Annotated in this window: 19 protein-coding genes; 6 read left to right on the top strand and 13 right to left on the bottom strand. The window is 59.2% G+C overall.

The genetic code is table 11. From position 1 onward, the window contains the following. Positions 1 to 8: 8 nt before the first annotated feature. Positions 9 to 1,907 (top strand): sulfate adenylyltransferase subunit CysN, encoded by a 1,899-nt coding sequence (gene cysN, locus H8F23_RS03100; protein ID WP_194933398.1) that lies wholly within the window; start codon positions 9 to 11, stop codon positions 1,905 to 1,907. 179 nt (positions 1,908 to 2,086) lie between these two features. On the opposite strand, the gene H8F23_RS03095 is transcribed toward cysN, so the two are convergent. The 3 genes from H8F23_RS03095 to H8F23_RS03085 are packed head-to-tail and all read right to left on the bottom strand — an operon-like array spanning position 2,087 to position 5,476. Continuing rightward, entirely contained in the window at positions 2,087 to 2,989 is a 903-nt protein-coding gene (locus H8F23_RS03095; protein WP_194933397.1) for an acyltransferase, read from the bottom strand. Then, positions 2,990 to 5,089 (bottom strand): phosphate acetyltransferase, encoded by a 2,100-nt coding sequence (gene pta, locus H8F23_RS03090; protein WP_194933396.1) that lies wholly within the window; start codon positions 5,087 to 5,089, stop codon positions 2,990 to 2,992. Between the two features lie 60 nt (positions 5,090 to 5,149). Next, a complete protein-coding gene (locus H8F23_RS03085) occupies positions 5,150 to 5,476 on the bottom strand; it encodes a DUF3565 domain-containing protein (RefSeq protein WP_194933395.1) in 327 nt (108 codons plus the stop codon). Between H8F23_RS03085 and H8F23_RS03080 the strand changes: the two genes are divergently transcribed. The 3 genes from H8F23_RS03080 to H8F23_RS03070 all read left to right on the top strand — a co-directional run bounded on the left by H8F23_RS03080 (position 5,445) and on the right by H8F23_RS03070 (position 7,806). Next, complete coding sequence (locus H8F23_RS03080) at positions 5,445 to 5,930, top strand: FKBP-type peptidyl-prolyl cis-trans isomerase (protein WP_008085027.1); 486 nt, start codon at positions 5,445 to 5,447, stop codon at positions 5,928 to 5,930. The two genes, H8F23_RS03085 and H8F23_RS03080, sit on opposite strands and share 32 nt — an antisense overlap. A gap of 123 nt (positions 5,931 to 6,053) precedes the next feature. Then, on the top strand, positions 6,054 to 6,536 hold the full coding sequence (locus H8F23_RS03075) for a glutathione peroxidase (RefSeq protein ID WP_194933394.1): 483 nt from the start codon (positions 6,054 to 6,056) through the stop codon (positions 6,534 to 6,536). 166 nt (positions 6,537 to 6,702) lie between these two features. Continuing rightward, positions 6,703 to 7,806 (top strand): NADH:flavin oxidoreductase, encoded by a 1,104-nt coding sequence (locus H8F23_RS03070; protein ID WP_194933393.1) that lies wholly within the window; start codon positions 6,703 to 6,705, stop codon positions 7,804 to 7,806. A 109-nt stretch (positions 7,807 to 7,915) separates the two neighbouring features. On the opposite strand, the gene H8F23_RS03065 is transcribed toward H8F23_RS03070, so the two are convergent. Then, positions 7,916 to 9,115: a glycosyltransferase family 4 protein gene (locus tag H8F23_RS03065; protein ID WP_194933392.1), complete on the bottom strand. Its 1,200-nt coding sequence runs from the start codon at positions 9,113 to 9,115 to the stop codon at positions 7,916 to 7,918. Positions 9,116 to 9,169: 54 nt separating this feature from the next. Then, positions 9,170 to 9,922 carry a sulfate transporter CysZ gene (cysZ, locus tag H8F23_RS03060; protein WP_194933391.1) on the bottom strand — a complete coding sequence of 251 codons (753 nt, stop codon included), beginning with the start codon at positions 9,920 to 9,922 and terminating at the stop codon, positions 9,170 to 9,172. A 311-nt stretch (positions 9,923 to 10,233) separates the two neighbouring features. Here cysZ and trxB point away from each other — a divergent pair, with 311 nt between their 5' ends. Further along, positions 10,234 to 11,196 carry a thioredoxin-disulfide reductase gene (gene trxB / locus H8F23_RS03055; protein WP_007912350.1) on the top strand — a complete coding sequence of 321 codons (963 nt, stop codon included), beginning with the start codon at positions 10,234 to 10,236 and terminating at the stop codon, positions 11,194 to 11,196. A 186-nt stretch (positions 11,197 to 11,382) separates the two neighbouring features. Here trxB and H8F23_RS03050 read toward each other — a convergent pair whose 3' ends face one another. The 6 genes from H8F23_RS03050 to H8F23_RS03025 all read right to left on the bottom strand — a co-directional run bounded on the left by H8F23_RS03050 (position 11,383) and on the right by H8F23_RS03025 (position 14,474). Further along, on the bottom strand, positions 11,383 to 11,721 hold the full coding sequence (locus H8F23_RS03050; protein ID WP_047299789.1) for a HopJ type III effector protein: 339 nt from the start codon (positions 11,719 to 11,721) through the stop codon (positions 11,383 to 11,385). Further along, the gene (locus H8F23_RS03045; RefSeq protein ID WP_034154503.1) at positions 11,714 to 12,010 is read right to left on the bottom strand and encodes a DUF1244 domain-containing protein; all 297 of its coding nucleotides are present in this window, start codon (positions 12,008 to 12,010) and stop codon (positions 11,714 to 11,716) included. Before H8F23_RS03045 ends, H8F23_RS03050 begins: the two co-directional genes overlap by 8 nt. A gap of 99 nt (positions 12,011 to 12,109) precedes the next feature. After that, positions 12,110 to 12,481, bottom strand: coding sequence for a dihydroneopterin triphosphate 2'-epimerase (gene folX / locus H8F23_RS03040; RefSeq protein WP_007914273.1), 372 nt, complete (start codon positions 12,479 to 12,481; stop codon positions 12,110 to 12,112). Further along, positions 12,482 to 13,042, bottom strand: coding sequence for a GTP cyclohydrolase I FolE (folE, locus tag H8F23_RS03035; RefSeq protein WP_093436038.1), 561 nt, complete (start codon positions 13,040 to 13,042; stop codon positions 12,482 to 12,484). 21 nt (positions 13,043 to 13,063) lie between these two features. Beyond that, positions 13,064 to 13,774, bottom strand: coding sequence for a dihydromonapterin reductase (gene folM / locus H8F23_RS03030; RefSeq protein ID WP_093436042.1), 711 nt, complete (start codon positions 13,772 to 13,774; stop codon positions 13,064 to 13,066). Between the two features lie 133 nt (positions 13,775 to 13,907). Further along, positions 13,908 to 14,474: an antibiotic biosynthesis monooxygenase gene (locus tag H8F23_RS03025; protein WP_194933390.1), complete on the bottom strand. Its 567-nt coding sequence runs from the start codon at positions 14,472 to 14,474 to the stop codon at positions 13,908 to 13,910. Positions 14,475 to 14,688: 214 nt separating this feature from the next. Between H8F23_RS03025 and H8F23_RS03020 the strand changes: the two genes are divergently transcribed. Beyond that, a complete protein-coding gene (locus H8F23_RS03020; RefSeq protein WP_194933389.1) occupies positions 14,689 to 15,648 on the top strand; it encodes a MerR family transcriptional regulator in 960 nt (319 codons plus the stop codon). A gap of 3 nt (positions 15,649 to 15,651) precedes the next feature. On the opposite strand, the gene H8F23_RS03015 is transcribed toward H8F23_RS03020, so the two are convergent. Together H8F23_RS03015 and H8F23_RS03010 are read right to left on the bottom strand one after the other, a co-directional pair. Continuing rightward, positions 15,652 to 16,257 carry a hypothetical protein gene (locus tag H8F23_RS03015; RefSeq protein ID WP_016987019.1) on the bottom strand — a complete coding sequence of 202 codons (606 nt, stop codon included), beginning with the start codon at positions 16,255 to 16,257 and terminating at the stop codon, positions 15,652 to 15,654. Between the two features lie 54 nt (positions 16,258 to 16,311). Then, the gene (locus H8F23_RS03010) at positions 16,312 to 16,788 is read right to left on the bottom strand and encodes a PAS domain-containing protein (RefSeq protein WP_194933388.1); all 477 of its coding nucleotides are present in this window, start codon (positions 16,786 to 16,788) and stop codon (positions 16,312 to 16,314) included. Positions 16,789 to 16,863 lie beyond the last annotated feature (75 nt).

Below are 16,863 nucleotides of genomic sequence, written 5' to 3'. Positions count from 1 at the left end.
GGGCTGTCATGTCGCATGTTTCTGATTTGATCAGCGAGGACATCCTCGCCTACCTGGGCCAGCACGAACGTAAAGAACTGCTGCGCTTTTTGACCTGCGGTAACGTCGATGACGGCAAGAGCACCCTGATCGGGCGCCTGCTGCACGACTCGAAGATGATCTACGAAGATCACCTCGAAGCGATCACCCGCGACTCGAAGAAAGTCGGCACCACCGGTGACGACATCGATCTGGCATTGCTGGTTGACGGTCTGCAGGCCGAGCGCGAGCAGGGCATCACCATCGATGTCGCCTACCGCTATTTCTCCACCGCCAAACGCAAATTCATCATCGCCGACACCCCCGGCCATGAGCAGTACACCCGCAACATGGCCACCGGTGCGTCCACCTGTGACCTGGCGATCATTCTGGTCGACGCGCGTTACGGCGTGCAGACCCAGACCCGTCGCCACAGCTTCATCGCGTCCTTGTTGGGGATCAAACACATCGTCGTCGCCATCAACAAGATGGACCTGAAAGACTTCGATGAAGGCGTGTTCGAGTCGATCAAGGCTGACTACCTGAAGTTCGCCGAAGGCTTGAAGATGAAGCCGACCAGCATGCACTTCGTGCCGATGTCTGCCCTCAAGGGTGACAACGTGGTGAACAAGTCCGAGCGCTCGCCGTGGTACACCGGCCAGTCGCTGATGGAAATCCTCGAGACCGTGGAAGTTGCGGGCGATCGCAACTTCACCGATCTGCGTTTCCCGGTGCAGTACGTCAACCGTCCGAACCTGAACTTCCGTGGTTTCGCCGGCACCCTGGCCAGCGGCATCGTGCACAAGGGTGACGAAGTCGTGGTGCTGCCGTCGGGCAAGAGCAGCCGGGTGAAATCCATCGTCACCTTCGAAGGTGAGCTGGAGCACGCCGGTCCAGGTCAGGCTGTAACGCTGACCATGGAAGACGAAATCGACATCTCCCGTGGCGACCTGTTGGTGCATGCCGACAACGTGCCGCCGGTCACCGACAGCTTCGAAGCGATGCTGGTGTGGATGGCTGAAGAGCCGATGCTGCCGGGCAAGAAATACGACATCAAACGCGCCACCAGTTACGTGCCGGGCTCGATCGCCAGCATCGTCAACAAGGTCGACGTGAACACCTTGGAAGAAGGCCCGGCGAGCGCGTTGCAGCTCAACGAAATCGGCAAGGTAAAGATCGCGCTCGACGCGCCGATCGCCCTCGACGGTTACGAAAGCAACCGCACCACCGGCGCGTTCATCGTCATTGATCGCTTGACCAACGGCACCGTCGGTGCCGGCATGATCGTCGCGCAGCCAGTGACCCATGGCACTGCCACGCACCACGGCAAACTGGCGCACGTGGCCACTGAAGAACGTGCCCAGCGCTTCGGCCAGCAACCGGCAACCGTGCTGTTCAGCGGCCTGTCGGGCGCGGGCAAGAGCACGTTGGCTTACGCGGTCGAGCGCAAGCTGTTCGACCTGGGCCGTGCGGTGTTTGTGCTGGATGGCCAGAACCTGCGTCATGACTTGAACAAAGGTCTGCCACAGGATCGCGCCGGCCGTACGGAAAACTGGCGTCGTGCCGCGCACGTCGCGCGTCAGTTCAACGAAGCCGGTTTGCTGACGTTGGCGGCGTTCGTCGCGCCAAGCGCTGAAGGTCGCGAGCAGGCCAAGGATCTGATCGGCAAGGATCGTCTGCTGACGGTCTACGTGCAGGCCTCGCCGGCCGTGTGCGCTGAGCGTGATCCGCAAGGTCTGTATGCCGCCGCTGGCGATAACATCCCGGGTGAATCCTTCCCGTACGACGTGCCGCTGAATGCCGATCTGGTGATCGACACGCAGACACTGAGTCTGGAAGACAGCGTCAAGCAAGTGCTGGATCTGCTGCGTCAGCGTGGCGCGATCTAAGCACTGAAGCAGCGACTGGCTTCTAGCTTCAAGCTGCAAGAAAAAGCCCGCCGATGAGTGATCATCGGCGGGCTTTTTTGTCGCTTTGAGAGTGTCAAAAGATCGCAGCCTTCGGCAGCTCCTACATTGGATCGGCGTACACCCTGTAGGAGCTGCCGAAGGCTGCGATCTTTTGATCTTTAATTCGCTGGATATTCGCGGTGCATCTGTTCGAGCAGCGCATCCTTGTCCAGCCACAGTTGATTGATCCAGCCTTGGAACTGCAGGCGATACTCGCCGTCCTGATCGTAATTCTTGCCAATGAACTGCTGCGGAATCTTCAGCTCTTCAAAGTGCACCACCACTTCGCGCACATTACCGCAGAGCAAATCCCAGAACCCCGGACGCCCGGCCGGGTAGTGGATGGTCACGTTGACGATCGACTCCAGCTGTTCACCCATTGCATCCAGCACAAAGGCGATCCCGCCAGCCTTGGGCTTGAGCAGGTATTTGAACGGCGACTGCTGCTGCGCATGCTTGCCTTCGGTGAAGCGCGTGCCTTCGACGAAGTTGAATATCCCGACTGGGTTATCGCGAAACTTCGCGCAGGTTTTGCGGGTGGTTTCGAGGTCTTTGCCTTTCTTCTCCGGATGCTTGGCCAGATACGCCTTGGAGTAGCGCTTCATGAACGGAAAGCCCAACGCCCACCACGCCAGACCGATCACCGGCACCCAGATCAGCTCCTGTTTGAGGAAGAACTTCAGCGGTTGGATCTTTCGGTTGAGCACGTATTGCAGCACCAGAATATCCACCCAGCTCTGGTGATTGCTGGTGATCAGGTACGAGTGCTGGTAGTCGAGACCTTGCAGGCCGCTGATGTGCCAGCGGGTGCGCCGTACCAGGTTCATCCAGCCCTTGTTGTTGCTGATCCACGCTTCGTGGGTGTGGCTCATCAACCACAGCGAGGCGCGTCGGGCGAGGTCGAACGGCAGCACTTTGATCAGCGCTACGCAGAACAGAAACGAGCACAGCAGAATCGTATTGAGTGCCAACAGCAGCGAAGCGATCACGCCGCGCACGGGTGCAGGTAGAAAATCCAGCATTTACACATCCATAGGTCGGTTGGCGGCTTGAATCGCGGTGAGGGCGATGGTGTAGACGATGTCGTCGACTTGCGCGCCGCGTGGCAAGTCATTCACCGGTTTGCGCAAGCCTTGCAGCATCGGCCCGAGGCTGACGCAATCGGCGCTGCGTTGTACGGCTTTGTGCGTGGTGTTGCCGGTGTTCAGATCGGGGAACACAAACACTGTGGCGCGACCGGCGACCTGACTGTTTGGCGCCAGTTGCCGGGCGACTTCTGCGTTGGCGGCGGCGTCGTATTGCAGCGGGCCGTCGATCAGCAGGGAGTGTTGTTGTTCATGGGCGAGCAGGGTGGCCTCGCGGACTTTCTCGACTTCTTCGCCGGTGGCCGATTCGCCGCTGGAGTAACTGATCATCGCCACGCGCGGGGTGATGCCGAATGCAGCGGCCGAGTCGGCGCTTTGCAACGCGATCTCGGCCAGTTCGCTGGCGCTCGGGTGCGGGTTCATCACGCAGTCGCCGTAAACCAGCACTTCCTCTGGGAAGAGCATGAAGAACACCGACGACACCAGCGTGCAGCCCGGCGCAGTCTTGATCAACTGAAGGGCCGGGCGAATGGTGTTGGCAGTGGTGTTGATCACGCCCGAGACCAGACCGTCGACCTCGTCCAGCGCCAGCATCATGGTGCCGATCACAACGGTGTCTTCCAGTTGCTGTTCGGCCATCGGTGCGTTGAGGCTTTTGGTTTTGCGCAGGGCAACCATCGGCTCGACGTAGCGCTCGCGGATCAGGTCCGGATCGAGAATCTCCAGGCCCGGCGGCAAGATGATGCCTTGGGCGCGAGCGACCGCTTCGACGTCTTCCGGTTTGGCCAGCAACACGCAACGGGCTATACCGCGCTCCTGACAGATCGCCGCCGCTTGCACGGTGAACGGCTCGCTGCCTTCAGGCAGGACGATGCGTTTGTTCGCCGCTTGCGCGCGCTGAATCAACTGATAGCGGAACACCGCTGGCGACAGGCGCATTTCCCGCGGCGTGCCACAGCGCTGGTGCAGCCATTTGGCGTCGAGATGGCTGGCGACGAAATCGGTGATGATCTCCGCACGCTCGCGGTCGTCAATCGGGATTTCCTTGTTCAGACCGTTGAGCAGGTTGGCGGTGTCGTAGGAGCCTGTGCTCACCGACAGCACCGGCAAACCGGCCTGCAACGCACCACGGCACAGATCCATGATGCGCGGATCGGGCAGGGTGTCGCTGGTCAGCAGCAGGCCGGCCAGCGGCACGCCGTTGATCGCGGCCAGACTGACGGCGAGGATGATGTCGTCGCGATCGCCCGGCGTCACCACCAGCACGCCGGGCTTGAGCAGCTCGACGGTGTTGCGCATGGTTCGCGCGCAGATGATGATTTTGGTCATCCGGCGGGTTTCGTAATCACCGGCATTAAGCACTTGTGCACCCATCAGGTCGGCAACGTCACGGGTACGTGGTGCGTTGAGTTCCGGCTGATAGGGAATGCAGCCGAGCAGGCGGAAATCACCGCTGCGCAGCAACGGCGAATGCTCCTTCAGGCGCGCAGCGAAGGCGTCCATGCTCTCGTCGGTCTTGACCTTGTTGAGGATCACCCCGAGGACTTTCGGATCTTTTGGGCCACCGAACAATTGCGCCTGCAATTCGACGCGCCCGGAGAGTTCGGCGAGCACTTCGTTTTCCGGGGCCGAGACCAGAATCACCTCGGCATCGAGGCTCTTGGCCAAATGCAGGTTGACCCGCGCGGCGTAACTGGCGCTGCGGGTCGGCACCATGCCCTCCACAACCAGCACGTCTTTGCCGATGGCGGCTTGCTGATAGAGGGTGATGATTTCTTCGAGCAGCTCATCGAGCTGACCATCGCCGAGCATCCGCTCAACGTGGGCCAGGCCCAGTGGTTGCGGTGGTTTCAGGCCGTGAGTACGTGCTACCAGTTCAGTCGAGCGCTCAGGGCCAGTGTCGCCCGGATGCGGCTGGGCAATCGGTTTGAAGAAGCCGACTTTCAGCCCGGCGCGCTCAAGCGTGCGCACCAGCCCGAGGCTGATGGAGGTCAGACCCACACCAAAATCGGTGGGCGCGATAAAAAAAGTTTGCATGCGAATTCTCTAAAGTTGCATGGCAATGGTGTCAGCTTATGTCTGGCTGACTACCGAAATTCAGTCGCCAAGGTTATCGCTAACCGAGCCTTGTGCGCACCAACCGCAGGCAAAGGGTTGGCCTATTTTTTCAATACGTTGCGTCGGGTCCAGCACCCAGGCACGCGATTGCCAGGGCGGCTGATGGCGCAGGTGCTGGGTGTGGCCACAGGAAAGCTCGACGACCCAGTGACCGTCCTCGTCCTGATGAAAGCCTGCGATCGTCGAAACCCGTTTGTCCGGGTTGTGTTCGCTTTCGCGCGATTGCTTCGCTAAACTTGGCCTTTCTATATTCTTATGCAAAAGGTCTCGCCCCATGCTGATCGCCGCCAATAAGGCTGTCTCCATCGACTATACCCTGACCAACGACGCTGGTGAGGTCATCGACAGCTCCGCCGGCGGCGCTCCGCTGGTCTACCTGCAAGGCGCAGGCAACATCATCCCGGGCCTGGAAAAAGCTCTGGATGGCAAAGCTGTTGGTGACGAGCTGGAAGTTTCCGTTGAGCCGGAAGACGCTTACGGCGAATACGCCGCTGAGCTGGTCAGCACCCTGAGCCGCAGCATGTTCGAAGGCGTTGACGAGCTGGAAGTCGGCATGCAGTTCCACGCTTCGGCGCCGGACGGCCAGATGCAAATCGTCACCATCCGCGACCTCGACGGCGACGACGTGACGGTTGATGGTAACCACCCACTGGCCGGTCAGCGCCTGAACTTCAAAGTGAAGATCGTTGACATCCGTGATGCCAGCCAGGAAGAAATCGCTCATGGCCACGTCCATGGCGAAGGTGGCCATCACCACTGATTTTCTGCGCTAAGCTTCGAGTACTGGAGAGGCGCCTGCGGGCGCCTTTTTAGTCCGCGGCTGTCCTTGGTGACCTTGCCAAGTGGCTGTTTCGAGTAGAACACGGGAATCTTGGAGTTCGTCATGAGTGCTTTTCACGACCTTAAGTTGACAGCCCTGGATGGTCAGGAGCTACCGCTGGCGCCGTTCAAGGGCCAAGTCGTGCTGGTGGTCAACGTCGCCTCCAAATGCGGCTTGACCCCACAGTACGCGGCGCTGGAAAACCTCTATCAGCAATACAAAGGCAAAGGTTTCAGCGTGCTGGGCCTGCCGTGCAACCAGTTTGCCGGCCAGGAACCCGGTTCTGAAAAGGACATTCAGGAGTTCTGCAGCCTCAACTATGGCGTGACGTTTCCGTTGTCGAGCAAACTCGAAGTCAACGGTCACGAACGGCATCAGCTCTACCGTCTGCTGGCGGGCGAGGGCGCGGAGTTTCCCGGTGACATCACCTGGAATTTCGAGAAGTTTCTGCTCGGCAAGGACGGCCGGGTGCTGGCCCGGTTCTCGCCGCGCACGGCGCCGGATGATCCGACCATTGTGCATGCGATTGAAAAAGCGCTGAGCTGATAAAGCAAGATCAAAAGATCGCAGCCTTCGGCAGCTCCTACACGGGATTGTCGAGGCTGCGATCTTTTCGTTTCTGATCCTTAATCACCGAAATCAATAATGCTGTTCAAAGGCTTCGGCCCTCCATATTATCGCCGTCATAAAGTCATCTCTGTGGAGCCTCTCGATGCCCGTTCAAGCCTTGTTCAAACCGTTCCACCTCGGTGCCCTCGACCTGCCGACCCGCGTGGTCATGGCGCCGATGACCCGTTCTTTCTCCCCGGGTGGCGTGCCCAATTCGAAAGTCATCGAGTACTACCGCCGTCGTGCGGCTGCCGGTGTTGGCTTGATCATCACCGAAGGCACCACCGTTGGCCACGTTGCCTCGAACGGTTACCCGAACGTGCCGCAGTTCTTCGGCGAAGCGCCATTGGCCGGCTGGAAAAAAGTCGTCGACGCCGTTCACGCTGAAGGTGGCAAGATCGTTCCGCAACTGTGGCACGTGGGCAGCGTGCGTCGCATCGGCACCGAGCCGGACGCCAGCGTGCCGGGTTACGGCCCATCGGAAAAACTCAAGGACGGTCAGGTCGTGGTGCACGGCATGACTAAACAAGACATTCAGGATGTGATCGCCGCGTTCGCCCAGGCTGCCAAAGATGCACAAAGCATCGGCATGGACGGCGTTGAAATCCACGGCGCCCACGGTTACCTCATCGACCAGTTTTTCTGGGAGGGCAGCAACCAGCGCACCGACGAATACGGTGGCAGCCTGGCCAACCGTTCGCGTTTCGCCATCGAACTGATTCAAGCCGTGCGTGCGGCGGTCGGTGAAGGCTTCCCGATCATCTTCCGCTTCTCGCAGTGGAAACAGCAGGACTACACAGCGCGTCTGGTGCAAACCCCGGAAGCGCTGGGTGAATTCCTCAAACCACTGTCCGACGCTGGCGTGAATATTTTCCACTGCTCGACGCGTCGCTTCTGGGAGCCGGAATTCGACGGTTCCGAGCTGAACCTGGCCGGCTGGACGCGCAAACTGACTGGCAAGCCGACCATCACCGTTGGCAGTGTTGGCCTGGATGGCGAGTTCCTGCAGTTCATGGTCAACACCGACAAGGTCGCACAACCGGCCAGTCTGGAGAATCTGCTGGAGCGTCTGAATAAAGAGGAGTTCGATCTGGTGGCGGTGGGGCGTGCGTTGCTGGTCGATCCGGATTGGGCGCAGAAAGTCCGCGAAGGGCGTGAACAGGATATTTTGCCGTTCAGCCGTGAGGCGTTGATGACGCTGGTTTAAGTGGCGGCTGTACTGACGCCATCGCGAGCAGGCTCACTCCTACAATTGGAATGCATTCCACCTGTAGGAGTGAGCCTGCTCGTGATAGCGGTCTCCAAGTCGCCTGGATTCAAGGCAATGTCTGCGCATTCGGCACCACTTGCTCCCCTACACAAGCCCCGCGCAAATGCTTTTCAAACTGCTCGATAACCGCCGGCCAGCCCTGGCGACTTGCATGCTGCCGCGCATTCAGGCGCACGCAGCGCAACGTTTCATCCTCTTCCAGCAACCACGCCGCCGCCTCGCAAAAGGCTTGCTCATCACCAGGCATCGCCAACACGCCGTTGTAACCGTGGCGAATATGCTGCGCCGCCGCAGCCTGATCGTAGGCCACCACACCCAGCCCGGATGCCAGCGCCTCCAGCACCACATTGCCGAAGGTTTCGGTCAGGCTTGGAAACAGAAATATATCGCCGGACGCATAGTGCGCCGCCAACGCTTCACCACGCTGCGCGCCGCAGAAAATCGCCTCGGGCACATCCTTTTCCAGCGCTAGCCGCTGCGGCCCGTCGCCGACGACGATCAGTTTCAGATTGCGCTGTGGATAAGTGTCGCGCAGTTTTTCGAAGCAACGTTTGAGCAGGCCAAGGTTCTTCTCCGGTGCGAGTCGTCCTACGTGTATCACCGCAATGTCTTGCTCGGACAGGCCCCATTGCTCACGCAAGGCATTCAGCCGTTTGCTCGGATGAAACAACTGGCTGTCGACACCGCGCGACAACAGCGCCAACCGCTCGAAATGCCGCCGCTCCAGTTCCAGGCGCTGGCTGACGCTCGGCACCAGCGTCATGGCCGAGCGATTGTGAAACCAGCGCAGATAATGCGTGAGCATCCGCGTCAGCAGACCGAGTCCGTATTGGCTGGTGTATTGCTGAAAATTGGTGTGAAAACCGCTGACCACCGATATCCCCAAACGGCGCGCCGCACGCAGCGCCGACAACCCGAGCGGGCCTTCCGTGGCGATGTACAACACGTCGGGACGCTGGCGCTTCCAGCGCCGCAGGAGTTTGTGCATCGACGACTGACCCCATTGCAGCCCCGGATATCCCGGCAACGGCCAACCCCGACACAGTAGCAGCGCGTCATCCTCACTGCGCTGCGGATCACCGGCCTGACGCGGCCGCACCAGTTCAACCTGATGCCCACGCGCGCGCAGTCCATCGCACAAGCGGCCAAGGGTATTGGCCACCCCGTTGATTTCCGGTGGGAAGGTTTCGCTGATCAGGGTGATGTGTAGAGCTGTCGTCATGACCCCAGTGTCGACTGAGGCCATGTCGTGCTTGTGACGTTCGGATGATGGATTTGTGACGGGCTGTTTGTTGCCGGCCTAGCGTTGAGTCACAAGATTCTCGGCACCGCGCTCACGCACCCAGAACAACGTCGCCCCGGCCACAGCCGCCGGCATCATCAGAATGTTGACCACCGGAATCAGTAGCACCAGATAGACGATCCCGCCAAAGCTCATGCTCTGCCAGCGCTTCTGGCGCAGCCAGGCGAGCATTTCGTTCCAGCCCAGTTTGTGGTTGTCCGCCGGGTAGTCGATGTACTGGATCGCCATCATCCACACGCCGAACAACAACCACAGCGGTGCAGCAACGATATTCACCACCGGGATGAACGAGAGAATGAACAGTCCGATCGCCCGTGGCAGGAAGTAGCCGAGTTTGCGCATTTCCCGGGCGAGGGTGCGCGGCACCATCGCAATCAGTTCGCCCCAGCTGAACGCCGGGAAGTCATCAGTGCCGCGTACCACTACTTCGACTTTCTCGGCAAGGAAGCCGTTGAACGGTGCGGCGATCACGTTGGCCAGCATGGTGAAGGTAAAAAACACCATAAGTGCCACTAGCACTACAAACAGTGGCCAGAGGATGTAACTGAGGAAACTCAGCCATTCGGGCAGCGATGGCATCAGCGTATCGACCCATAGACTGAACTGGTGGCCGGCCAGATAAATCAATCCGACGAACAGCACCAGGTTGATCGCCAGCGGCAACAATACGAATAGGCGCAGGCCGGGGCTGAGGACCAGTTTGAGGCCTTCGCGCAGGTATTGCGGGCCGGACAGAACAGGGGCGGGCATAAGGTGCTCCGAGCAAGGGAAAACGCGCCGACCTTACCGGCTTTGCAACGACGGCGAAAGCGCGGTAGAGCGATCGACATTCACTGTAACAAAGACGTCCATCTTGTCAGTGTGTCGGCATAGAGACCACCTATGAGCTGGATTGTTAAACCGTATTTCCTTAATCTTGCCCCCCTCGATACGCTGCACCCAACTTTTTACAGGACTGTCGAGCTCAAGCCTTCCCCAAGGTTTTCCACGGTCCTTTTTTATTCCCGCCGGCAGTCCGGCGATCCGTGCCAGTTTTTCGGCCCGGTCAACAGGAGCAGGTCATGTCTGAAGTCCGTCATTCGCGAGTGATTATTCTCGGTTCCGGCCCTGCCGGTTACAGCGCTGCGGTATACGCGGCTCGCGCCAACCTCAAGCCACTGCTGATCACCGGCATGCAGGCTGGCGGTCAACTGACCACCACCACCGAAGTCGACAACTGGCCGGGCGACGTTCACGGCCTGACCGGTCCAGCCCTGATGGAGCGGATGCGCGAGCACGCCGAGCGTTTTGAAACCGAGATCGTTTTCGATCACATCAACGCCGTGGACTTTGCTGCCAAGCCTTACACCCTGACCGGCGACAGCGCGACCTACACCTGCGACGCCCTGATCATCGCCACCGGTGCCAGCGCGCGTTACCTGGGCCTGCCATCGGAAGAAGCGTTCATGGGCAAAGGCGTTTCCGCCTGCGCAACCTGCGACGGATTCTTCTATCGCAACAAGCCTGTTGCAGTGGTCGGCGGCGGCAACACCGCTGTTGAAGAAGCTCTGTACCTGGCCAACATCGCCAGCACCGTGACCCTGATCCACCGTCGCGAAACCTTCCGCGCCGAGAAGATCCTGATCGACAAGCTCAACGCTCGCGTCGCCGAAGGCAAGATCATCCTCAAGTTGAACGCCAACCTCGACGAAGTGCTGGGCGACAACATGGGCGTGACCGGTGCGCGTCTGAAGAACAACGATGGCAGCTTCGACGAAATCACCGTCGACGGCGTGTTCATCGCCATCGGTCACACCCCGAACACCTCGCTGTTCGAAGGCCAGTTGACCCTGAAAGACGGTTATCTGGTGGTGCACGGCGGCCGTGAAGGCAATGCTACGGCGACCAGCGTCGAAGGCATCTTCGCTGCCGGTGACGTGGCTGACCACGTTTACCGTCAGGCGATCACCTCGGCCGGCGCTGGCTGCATGGCCGCACTGGACACCGAGCGTTACCTGGACGGTCTGCAGAACGCTTCGTTCTAAATCGCAGACATAAAAAAACCGGCCAGATTGGCCGGTTTTTTTTGCCCGGAGTTTCAGCTACGCCGCATAACCCTGTGGGAGCGAGCTTGCTCGCGAAAGCGGCTTGTCAGTCGACATCAACGTTGAATGTAAGTCCGTATTCGCGAGCAAGCTCGCTCCCACAGGGATTTTGTGTGGAGAGAGGGATCAGCGTCGGGTCAGGGGCTGGGCGGTGAATTTCACGCCGGCCAGACCGTGCTGGATCAACGCACGGATATTGCCGTGATCACTGCCCTCAGGTGTCGCCACTACCGAGCGGTAATGCTCGCCGAACGCCAGCAGCGCTTCTTCATCGCTCAGGCCTTCCAGCAGTGCCAGACCCAGGGTCTTGCAAGAACCTTCGTTCTGCCCGGCGGCGTTTTCCACGCCACCGTTGTTGAACGCCTGCGGCTGATAGTCGTAACCGGCGGCGATGAAAGCCAGCGTGTCGGCGAAAGCGTGTTCGCCGCTCTTGAGGCTGGCGCGCAGGGTGTTCAGATCACTCATGGGTTTTTCCTTTGGCGAACGCGGCTTGTTGCTCGGCGTTGGCTTCTTGCTGAAATTGGGCTTTCCACTCGGCGTACGGCATGCCGTAAACCACTTCGCGGGCGTCGTCGAGGCTGACCTCGATCTGGCGCTCGTCGGCTTCGGCCTTGTACCACTTCGACAGGCAGTTGCGGCAGAACCCGGCAAGGTTCATCAGGTCGATGTTCTGCACGTCCTTGCGGCTGTCCAGGTGGGCGACGAGCCGGCGGAAGGCGGCGGCTTCGAGTTCGAGGCGTTGTTGCTCGTTCATGGGAGTCTCTGCGAGACAGCTTCAAGCGGCAAGCTTCAAGCTGCAAGGTTGGATCGGGGTCGGCCGTTAGCTTACCGCTTGCAGCTCGAAGCTTGAAGCTCAGCGGCTAGCCGCGAGGGTGATCGATACCGACTCGGCAAAACGCAGCGCGTGCGGCTTGTCGACTTCGACTTCGGCATACAGCACTGAACCGTTGCTCATCACCAGATCGAGCAATTCCTGAGTCAGGCGTTCGAGCAGCGCAAAGCGGTTGCCCTCGACGTGGGCGATGATCGCTTTGGTGATCGTGCGGTAATTCAGCGCGTGGTCGATGTCATTGTCACGCACCGCTTCCTGCGCGGCGTACAGAATGGTCAGGTTGATCAGCACATCCTGCTTGTTGAGGATTTCGTCCTCGTTGATCCCGATAAAGGTGCGCAAGCGCAGATCCTTGACCCGGATGCGCGCCATTCCCGGCTGAAGTTGTGGCATTTACTTGCTCCGTCCAATCAATTGCAGGAACTCCTGGCGGGTGTTGCTCGACTCGCGGAACGCGCCGAGCATGACCGAGGTGTTCATGGTCGAATTCTGTTTCTCGACACCGCGCATCATCATGCACATGTGTCTGGCCTCAATGACGACCGCGACGCCGGCGGCATCGGTGACCTGTTGCACCGCATCGGCAATTTGCCGGGTGAGGTTTTCCTGAATCTGCAGGCGTCGGGCGAACATGTCCACCAGTCGCGCGATTTTCGACAGACCCAGCACCTTGCCCGTCGGAATATAAGCCACATGGGCCTTGCCGATGAAGGGCAGCAGGTGATGTTCGCACAAAGAGTACAACTCGATGTCGGCGACGATGATCATCTCGTCACTGTCCGAGGCAAACAGCGCGCCGTTGACGATCTCATCGACGCTCTGTTCGTAACCGTGACACAGGTATTGCATGGCCTTGGCCGCGCGCACCGGGGTGTCTTGCAGTCCTTCGCGGTCGGGATCTTCACCGAGGCCAATGAGGATTTCGCGGTAATTCTCGGGCAGTGAGCGGGTCATGGGCAGCCTCGCAGGCAGGTGTTATTTGACGTGCCTTCCGCCGTTGACGGTCAGGGTCGTACCGGTGACATAAGGGTTGTCGAGCAGATAGCGCAGGCTCTGGTAGATCACTTCGCTGCCGGGTTCGATGCCCAGCGCGGACTTGGCCAGTGCCTTGGCGCGGTACGCCGCGTCGTCGTCGGGATTGAACAATAGCAGGGCCGGGGCGATGCCGTTGACCTTGATGGTCGGCGCATAGCGAGCGGCGAAGGACAGGGTCAGGCTGTCGAGCCCGGCTTTGCTGGCGCAATAGCCAATGTGCTTGCTGCTGCCCTTGCGGGTGACATCGTCGCTGATATGAATGATGTCGGCGGGCGTCGAGTGCTTTAGCAGTTCACCGCAGTGCAGGTTGATCAGGTACGGTGCGAGCATGTGCAGATTGAACATGCGCGTGAAGGCTTCGGCTTCGCTGCCCGGGGTTTCGGCCAGCCACTCGGAGGCGTTGTGCACGATGGCGCGCAAGCTGTCGGTGTGGGTTTTCAGTTCGGCGATGAAAGCGAGAATCGCGGCTTCGCTGGAAAAGTCGGCGAACAGGCCGAGGGCGCCCAGATCGCGCAGCGTTTGCACGCCGGGGCGTTCGCTGCGGTAAGTGAAGATGACGCGATAGCCATCCTCGAGCAGCCGCTGCGCACAATGCAGGCCGACACGCTGGCCGGCACCGGTGATGAGGATCGGGGCTGAGGAATCAGGCATGAACGGCTCGCATCGCGGGTGGAGCAAAAACTATAACAGCGACGAGCCTGAAAAGATCGCAGCCTGCGACAGCACCTACCCTGGTCTGTGTTCAGTCCTGCAGGAGCTGTCGAGTGCAACGAGGCTGCGATCTTTAATGTTTCTGAGGTGTCGCCGAAACAGGCAGTCGTACCGGCGTACTGTTCAGCCAGTTCGCCAGCAATCGGGTCGACAATGGAATAAAGAAGTAAACCATCAACGGCGTCAGGCACGCCGTGCTGATCAACATACGCGGCAACAGGCTCAGTTCTGCGAGCAACGGGCCGAAGACAAAGTTGAACAGCAGTGACACCGGAAAGAACGCCAGCCAGATCGCGACGGCCTGTTTCCACCGTGGAGGACGTTGCCCGGCAGCGCCGAACCAGCCTTCGATGCCACTGACTCGATGTTCTTTCGGGTGGGCAAACAGGTCGCTGCCACGGCTCAGCCACGCGGTACGTGAGACCGAATGTTCCCACGCATGCAACGTCTGCTCATCGACAAAGCGGAAGATGATCTGGAATTCATTATCGCCGGGCGGCGGAGCGAGCACGCCTGAGCCCAGGTAACCGGGGAAATCAGTGGCCAGTTGTTCGCCTTCGCGCAGCCAGGCGATCAAGTCCTGATAACGGCCATCAGCGACGCGACGGGCAACCATCAGCGTGACAGGGGAAGTAGACATTATGTATCTCCGTATTTCATTTGCGTCGCTCCGGGTAGGAGTTTCGCCTGACGCAGGGCCAGGGTAGAGGCCTGCGTTTTTCAACAAGCAAGGATTATTCCGGTTTTTCCCGATTAAACCAGCGACTTTCGTCGCATTTCTGCACTTGATCGCAATCGGGGCATAAGCGTTAGAATGGGATCCAAATCTCTCCGACATGGAAGTTGAACACTCTATGCCTGTCATCACGGACGCAAAGCCTGCTTCGCAGACATCTTCTGCGCTCGAGCGCGAGGATCTGTACCCTATCCGTGAGGTCGCACGCCTGACAGGTGTAAACCCGGTGACCTTGCGCGCGTGGGAGCGGCGCTACGGTCTGATTCAGCCCACGCGCACCGGAAGTGGGCATCGGCTCTATTCGATGACCGATATCGAGCGCGTGCGCAGCATCGTCGACTGGATTGATCGCGGTGTCGCCGTGAGCAAGGTCGGCAAGATCCTCGCCAAGACCGAACCGATGAAAGTATTGGCGCACATCATCCCCGATGATCTGGTGCAGGCGGATTACCTGCAATGGCAGGAGCAGATCCAGCAGGCGGTCAGTGCGTTCGACGACCAGCAACTGGACCGCGTCTATGGGCAGATTTTCTCTTCATACTCATTGCCGGTGGTGTTTCAGGACATCCTCATGCCTTTGTGGCTGCAATTGTTGCAGCGCCAGGAGGCTTTCGGGCAAACCAGCGAGTGGCTGTTCTTCGATGGATTCCTGCGGGCGCGGGTATTGCAGCGGATCGTCATGCTGCGTGGTACGCAACCGCGCCGAGTGATCGTCAGCGCGCTGGCCGGGCAATGTCGAGAGCTGGAGTTGTTGGTGGCGGCGCTGTTTCTCAGCGACAACAATTCCGGTGTTCGGGTGCTGACCACAGGTCAGCCGTTCGATGAGCTGACGTTGGTCTGCGAAAAGATCAAACCTGATGCACTCGTGCTGTTTTCCAATCACGCGCCCAGCGCCGAATTGCCTCGGCGTTTGAACCGGTTGGCATTGAGTCTCGATTGTCAGTTGATGCTGGCGGGCGACGCTTCAGATCTGGCACAGGACAGTCTGGCCGGATCCTCTGTTGCTTGCCTGGGCAATGAAGGCGCGAACATGCGTCAGCGCATGCTGCAGTTTCTGGCCGGCAATCTGGATACCTGAAACTCAGGTGTGAAGGGCAGGATGTGTCAAACGATGTTGCTGCAGGATGAATTGGCGCAGACGCTCGGTTTCATCGGTGTCGGTCTGGCTCAGTTCGTAGGCGTAGAAACCGCTCTCGGTTTCCCGTTCGAAATTGCCGCGCAATGAAATCCGCTCGTAACCCGAAGGGCTGAACCACAGCGCGAAATGCTTGGGCGGTTTGGTCTTGTTGCGCACTTCCAGCAGCACACCTTTGTGCGAAACCTCGTGGACCCACAACGTGCCCGGCTGACCTTTGGCGTTTTCCAGAGCTACCGGCTCTTCGAGAGTCAAACGCCATGGCCGCACCATCGGGCCGTCTTCGTAAATACTCGGTACGCCGAGACGCAGGTGCAACGCGTGAAACTCGTCTTCGACCAGATGCAACGGGAAGGTCATCTGCTGATTTTCGAAGTTGGCCTGAATGGTCACTTGCTCGTGAGCGGCCAGGCGCGTGAGCAAATCACGGATTTGCGAACCGCCGTTAACCAGCAGACTCGACGTCGCATCCCGCACGTTCAATTGCGGGTTGTGCTGCATGGTCTGGATGAAATCCAGCTCATCCTGAGTGAGGAGGGCGTCGCGCTGCATGGCTAACTCGAAAGATATAGTTACAAAGTCATTGGTGATTGTAGTTAATGACACTTAGTTCGCGATTTTGTTTTGACCGTTTGTCGCTTTAAGTGCAGCGAGTTCTGCTTTGAGGGCAGCGACCTCGGCTTCCAGTTGAACAACGCGCTGTTGTGCCTTGACCTGAACGGTGACGTCCTTTTGCACACCAACGAAATAAGTCTGCCCGTCATCGGCGTTTTTTACCGTGGAAAGCGACAGCTCATTCCAGAACGGCGTGCCGTCCTTGCGGTAGTTGCGCAGGATTTCCCGGCACGCTCCCTTGTTGCGCAAGACATCGCGAATCAGCTTCAGATTCTCCTGGTCACGATCACCGGCCTGAAGAAAGCGGCAGTCCTGATAGAGGATTTCCTCACTGGTGTAACCGGTCAGTCGCTCAAACGCCGGGTTCACATAAATCAGGATATTGTCCTGTTCACCTTCCTTTTCGGCGACCACGATCCCGTCGTTCGACGCGTTGATTACCATTTGCAGCAGGCTGGCGTTGATCATCTTTGAATCCTTTCAGAGTTATCAGTGGCAGGCATTCTAGAAGAACCGCAGGCCCTGTCTACTGGCCATTACCGC

The sequence above is a fragment of the Pseudomonas neuropathica genome (genome assembly GCF_015461835.1).
Taxonomy (GTDB): Bacteria; Pseudomonadota; Gammaproteobacteria; order Pseudomonadales; family Pseudomonadaceae; genus Aquipseudomonas; species Aquipseudomonas neuropathica.
The sequence above is the reverse complement of the archived record's forward strand: the minus strand, read 5'-3'. Positions and strand labels throughout refer to the sequence as shown.

Bases quoted from the DNA above. Each gene is read 5' to 3' on its own strand.
- cysN (WP_194933398.1), top strand. From the start codon at position 9: ATGTCGCATGTTTCTGATTTGATCAGCGAGGACATCCTCGCCTACCTG.
- H8F23_RS03095 (WP_194933397.1), bottom strand. From the start codon at position 2,989: ATGCTGGATTTTCTACCTGCACCCGTGCGCGGCGTGATCGCTTCGCTG.
- pta (WP_194933396.1), bottom strand. From the start codon at position 5,089: ATGCAAACTTTTTTTATCGCGCCCACCGATTTTGGTGTGGGTCTGACC.
- H8F23_RS03080 (WP_008085027.1), top strand. From the start codon at position 5,445: ATGCTGATCGCCGCCAATAAGGCTGTCTCCATCGACTATACCCTGACC.
- H8F23_RS03085 (WP_194933395.1), bottom strand. From the start codon at position 5,476: ATGGAGACAGCCTTATTGGCGGCGATCAGCATGGGGCGAGACCTTTTG.
- H8F23_RS03075 (WP_194933394.1), top strand. From the start codon at position 6,054: ATGAGTGCTTTTCACGACCTTAAGTTGACAGCCCTGGATGGTCAGGAG.
- H8F23_RS03070 (WP_194933393.1), top strand. From the start codon at position 6,703: ATGCCCGTTCAAGCCTTGTTCAAACCGTTCCACCTCGGTGCCCTCGAC.
- H8F23_RS03065 (WP_194933392.1), bottom strand. From the start codon at position 9,115: ATGGCCTCAGTCGACACTGGGGTCATGACGACAGCTCTACACATCACC.
- cysZ (WP_194933391.1), bottom strand. From the start codon at position 9,922: ATGCCCGCCCCTGTTCTGTCCGGCCCGCAATACCTGCGCGAAGGCCTC.
- trxB (WP_007912350.1), top strand. From the start codon at position 10,234: ATGTCTGAAGTCCGTCATTCGCGAGTGATTATTCTCGGTTCCGGCCCT.
- H8F23_RS03050 (WP_047299789.1), bottom strand. From the start codon at position 11,721: ATGAGTGATCTGAACACCCTGCGCGCCAGCCTCAAGAGCGGCGAACAC.
- H8F23_RS03045 (WP_034154503.1), bottom strand. From the start codon at position 12,010: ATGAACGAGCAACAACGCCTCGAACTCGAAGCCGCCGCCTTCCGCCGG.
- folX (WP_007914273.1), bottom strand. From the start codon at position 12,481: ATGCCACAACTTCAGCCGGGAATGGCGCGCATCCGGGTCAAGGATCTG.
- folE (WP_093436038.1), bottom strand. From the start codon at position 13,042: ATGACCCGCTCACTGCCCGAGAATTACCGCGAAATCCTCATTGGCCTC.
- folM (WP_093436042.1), bottom strand. From the start codon at position 13,774: ATGCCTGATTCCTCAGCCCCGATCCTCATCACCGGTGCCGGCCAGCGT.
- H8F23_RS03025 (WP_194933390.1), bottom strand. From the start codon at position 14,474: ATGTCTACTTCCCCTGTCACGCTGATGGTTGCCCGTCGCGTCGCTGAT.
- H8F23_RS03020 (WP_194933389.1), top strand. From the start codon at position 14,689: ATGCCTGTCATCACGGACGCAAAGCCTGCTTCGCAGACATCTTCTGCG.
- H8F23_RS03015 (WP_016987019.1), bottom strand. From the start codon at position 16,257: ATGCAGCGCGACGCCCTCCTCACTCAGGATGAGCTGGATTTCATCCAG.
- H8F23_RS03010 (WP_194933388.1), bottom strand. From the start codon at position 16,788: ATGATCAACGCCAGCCTGCTGCAAATGGTAATCAACGCGTCGAACGAC.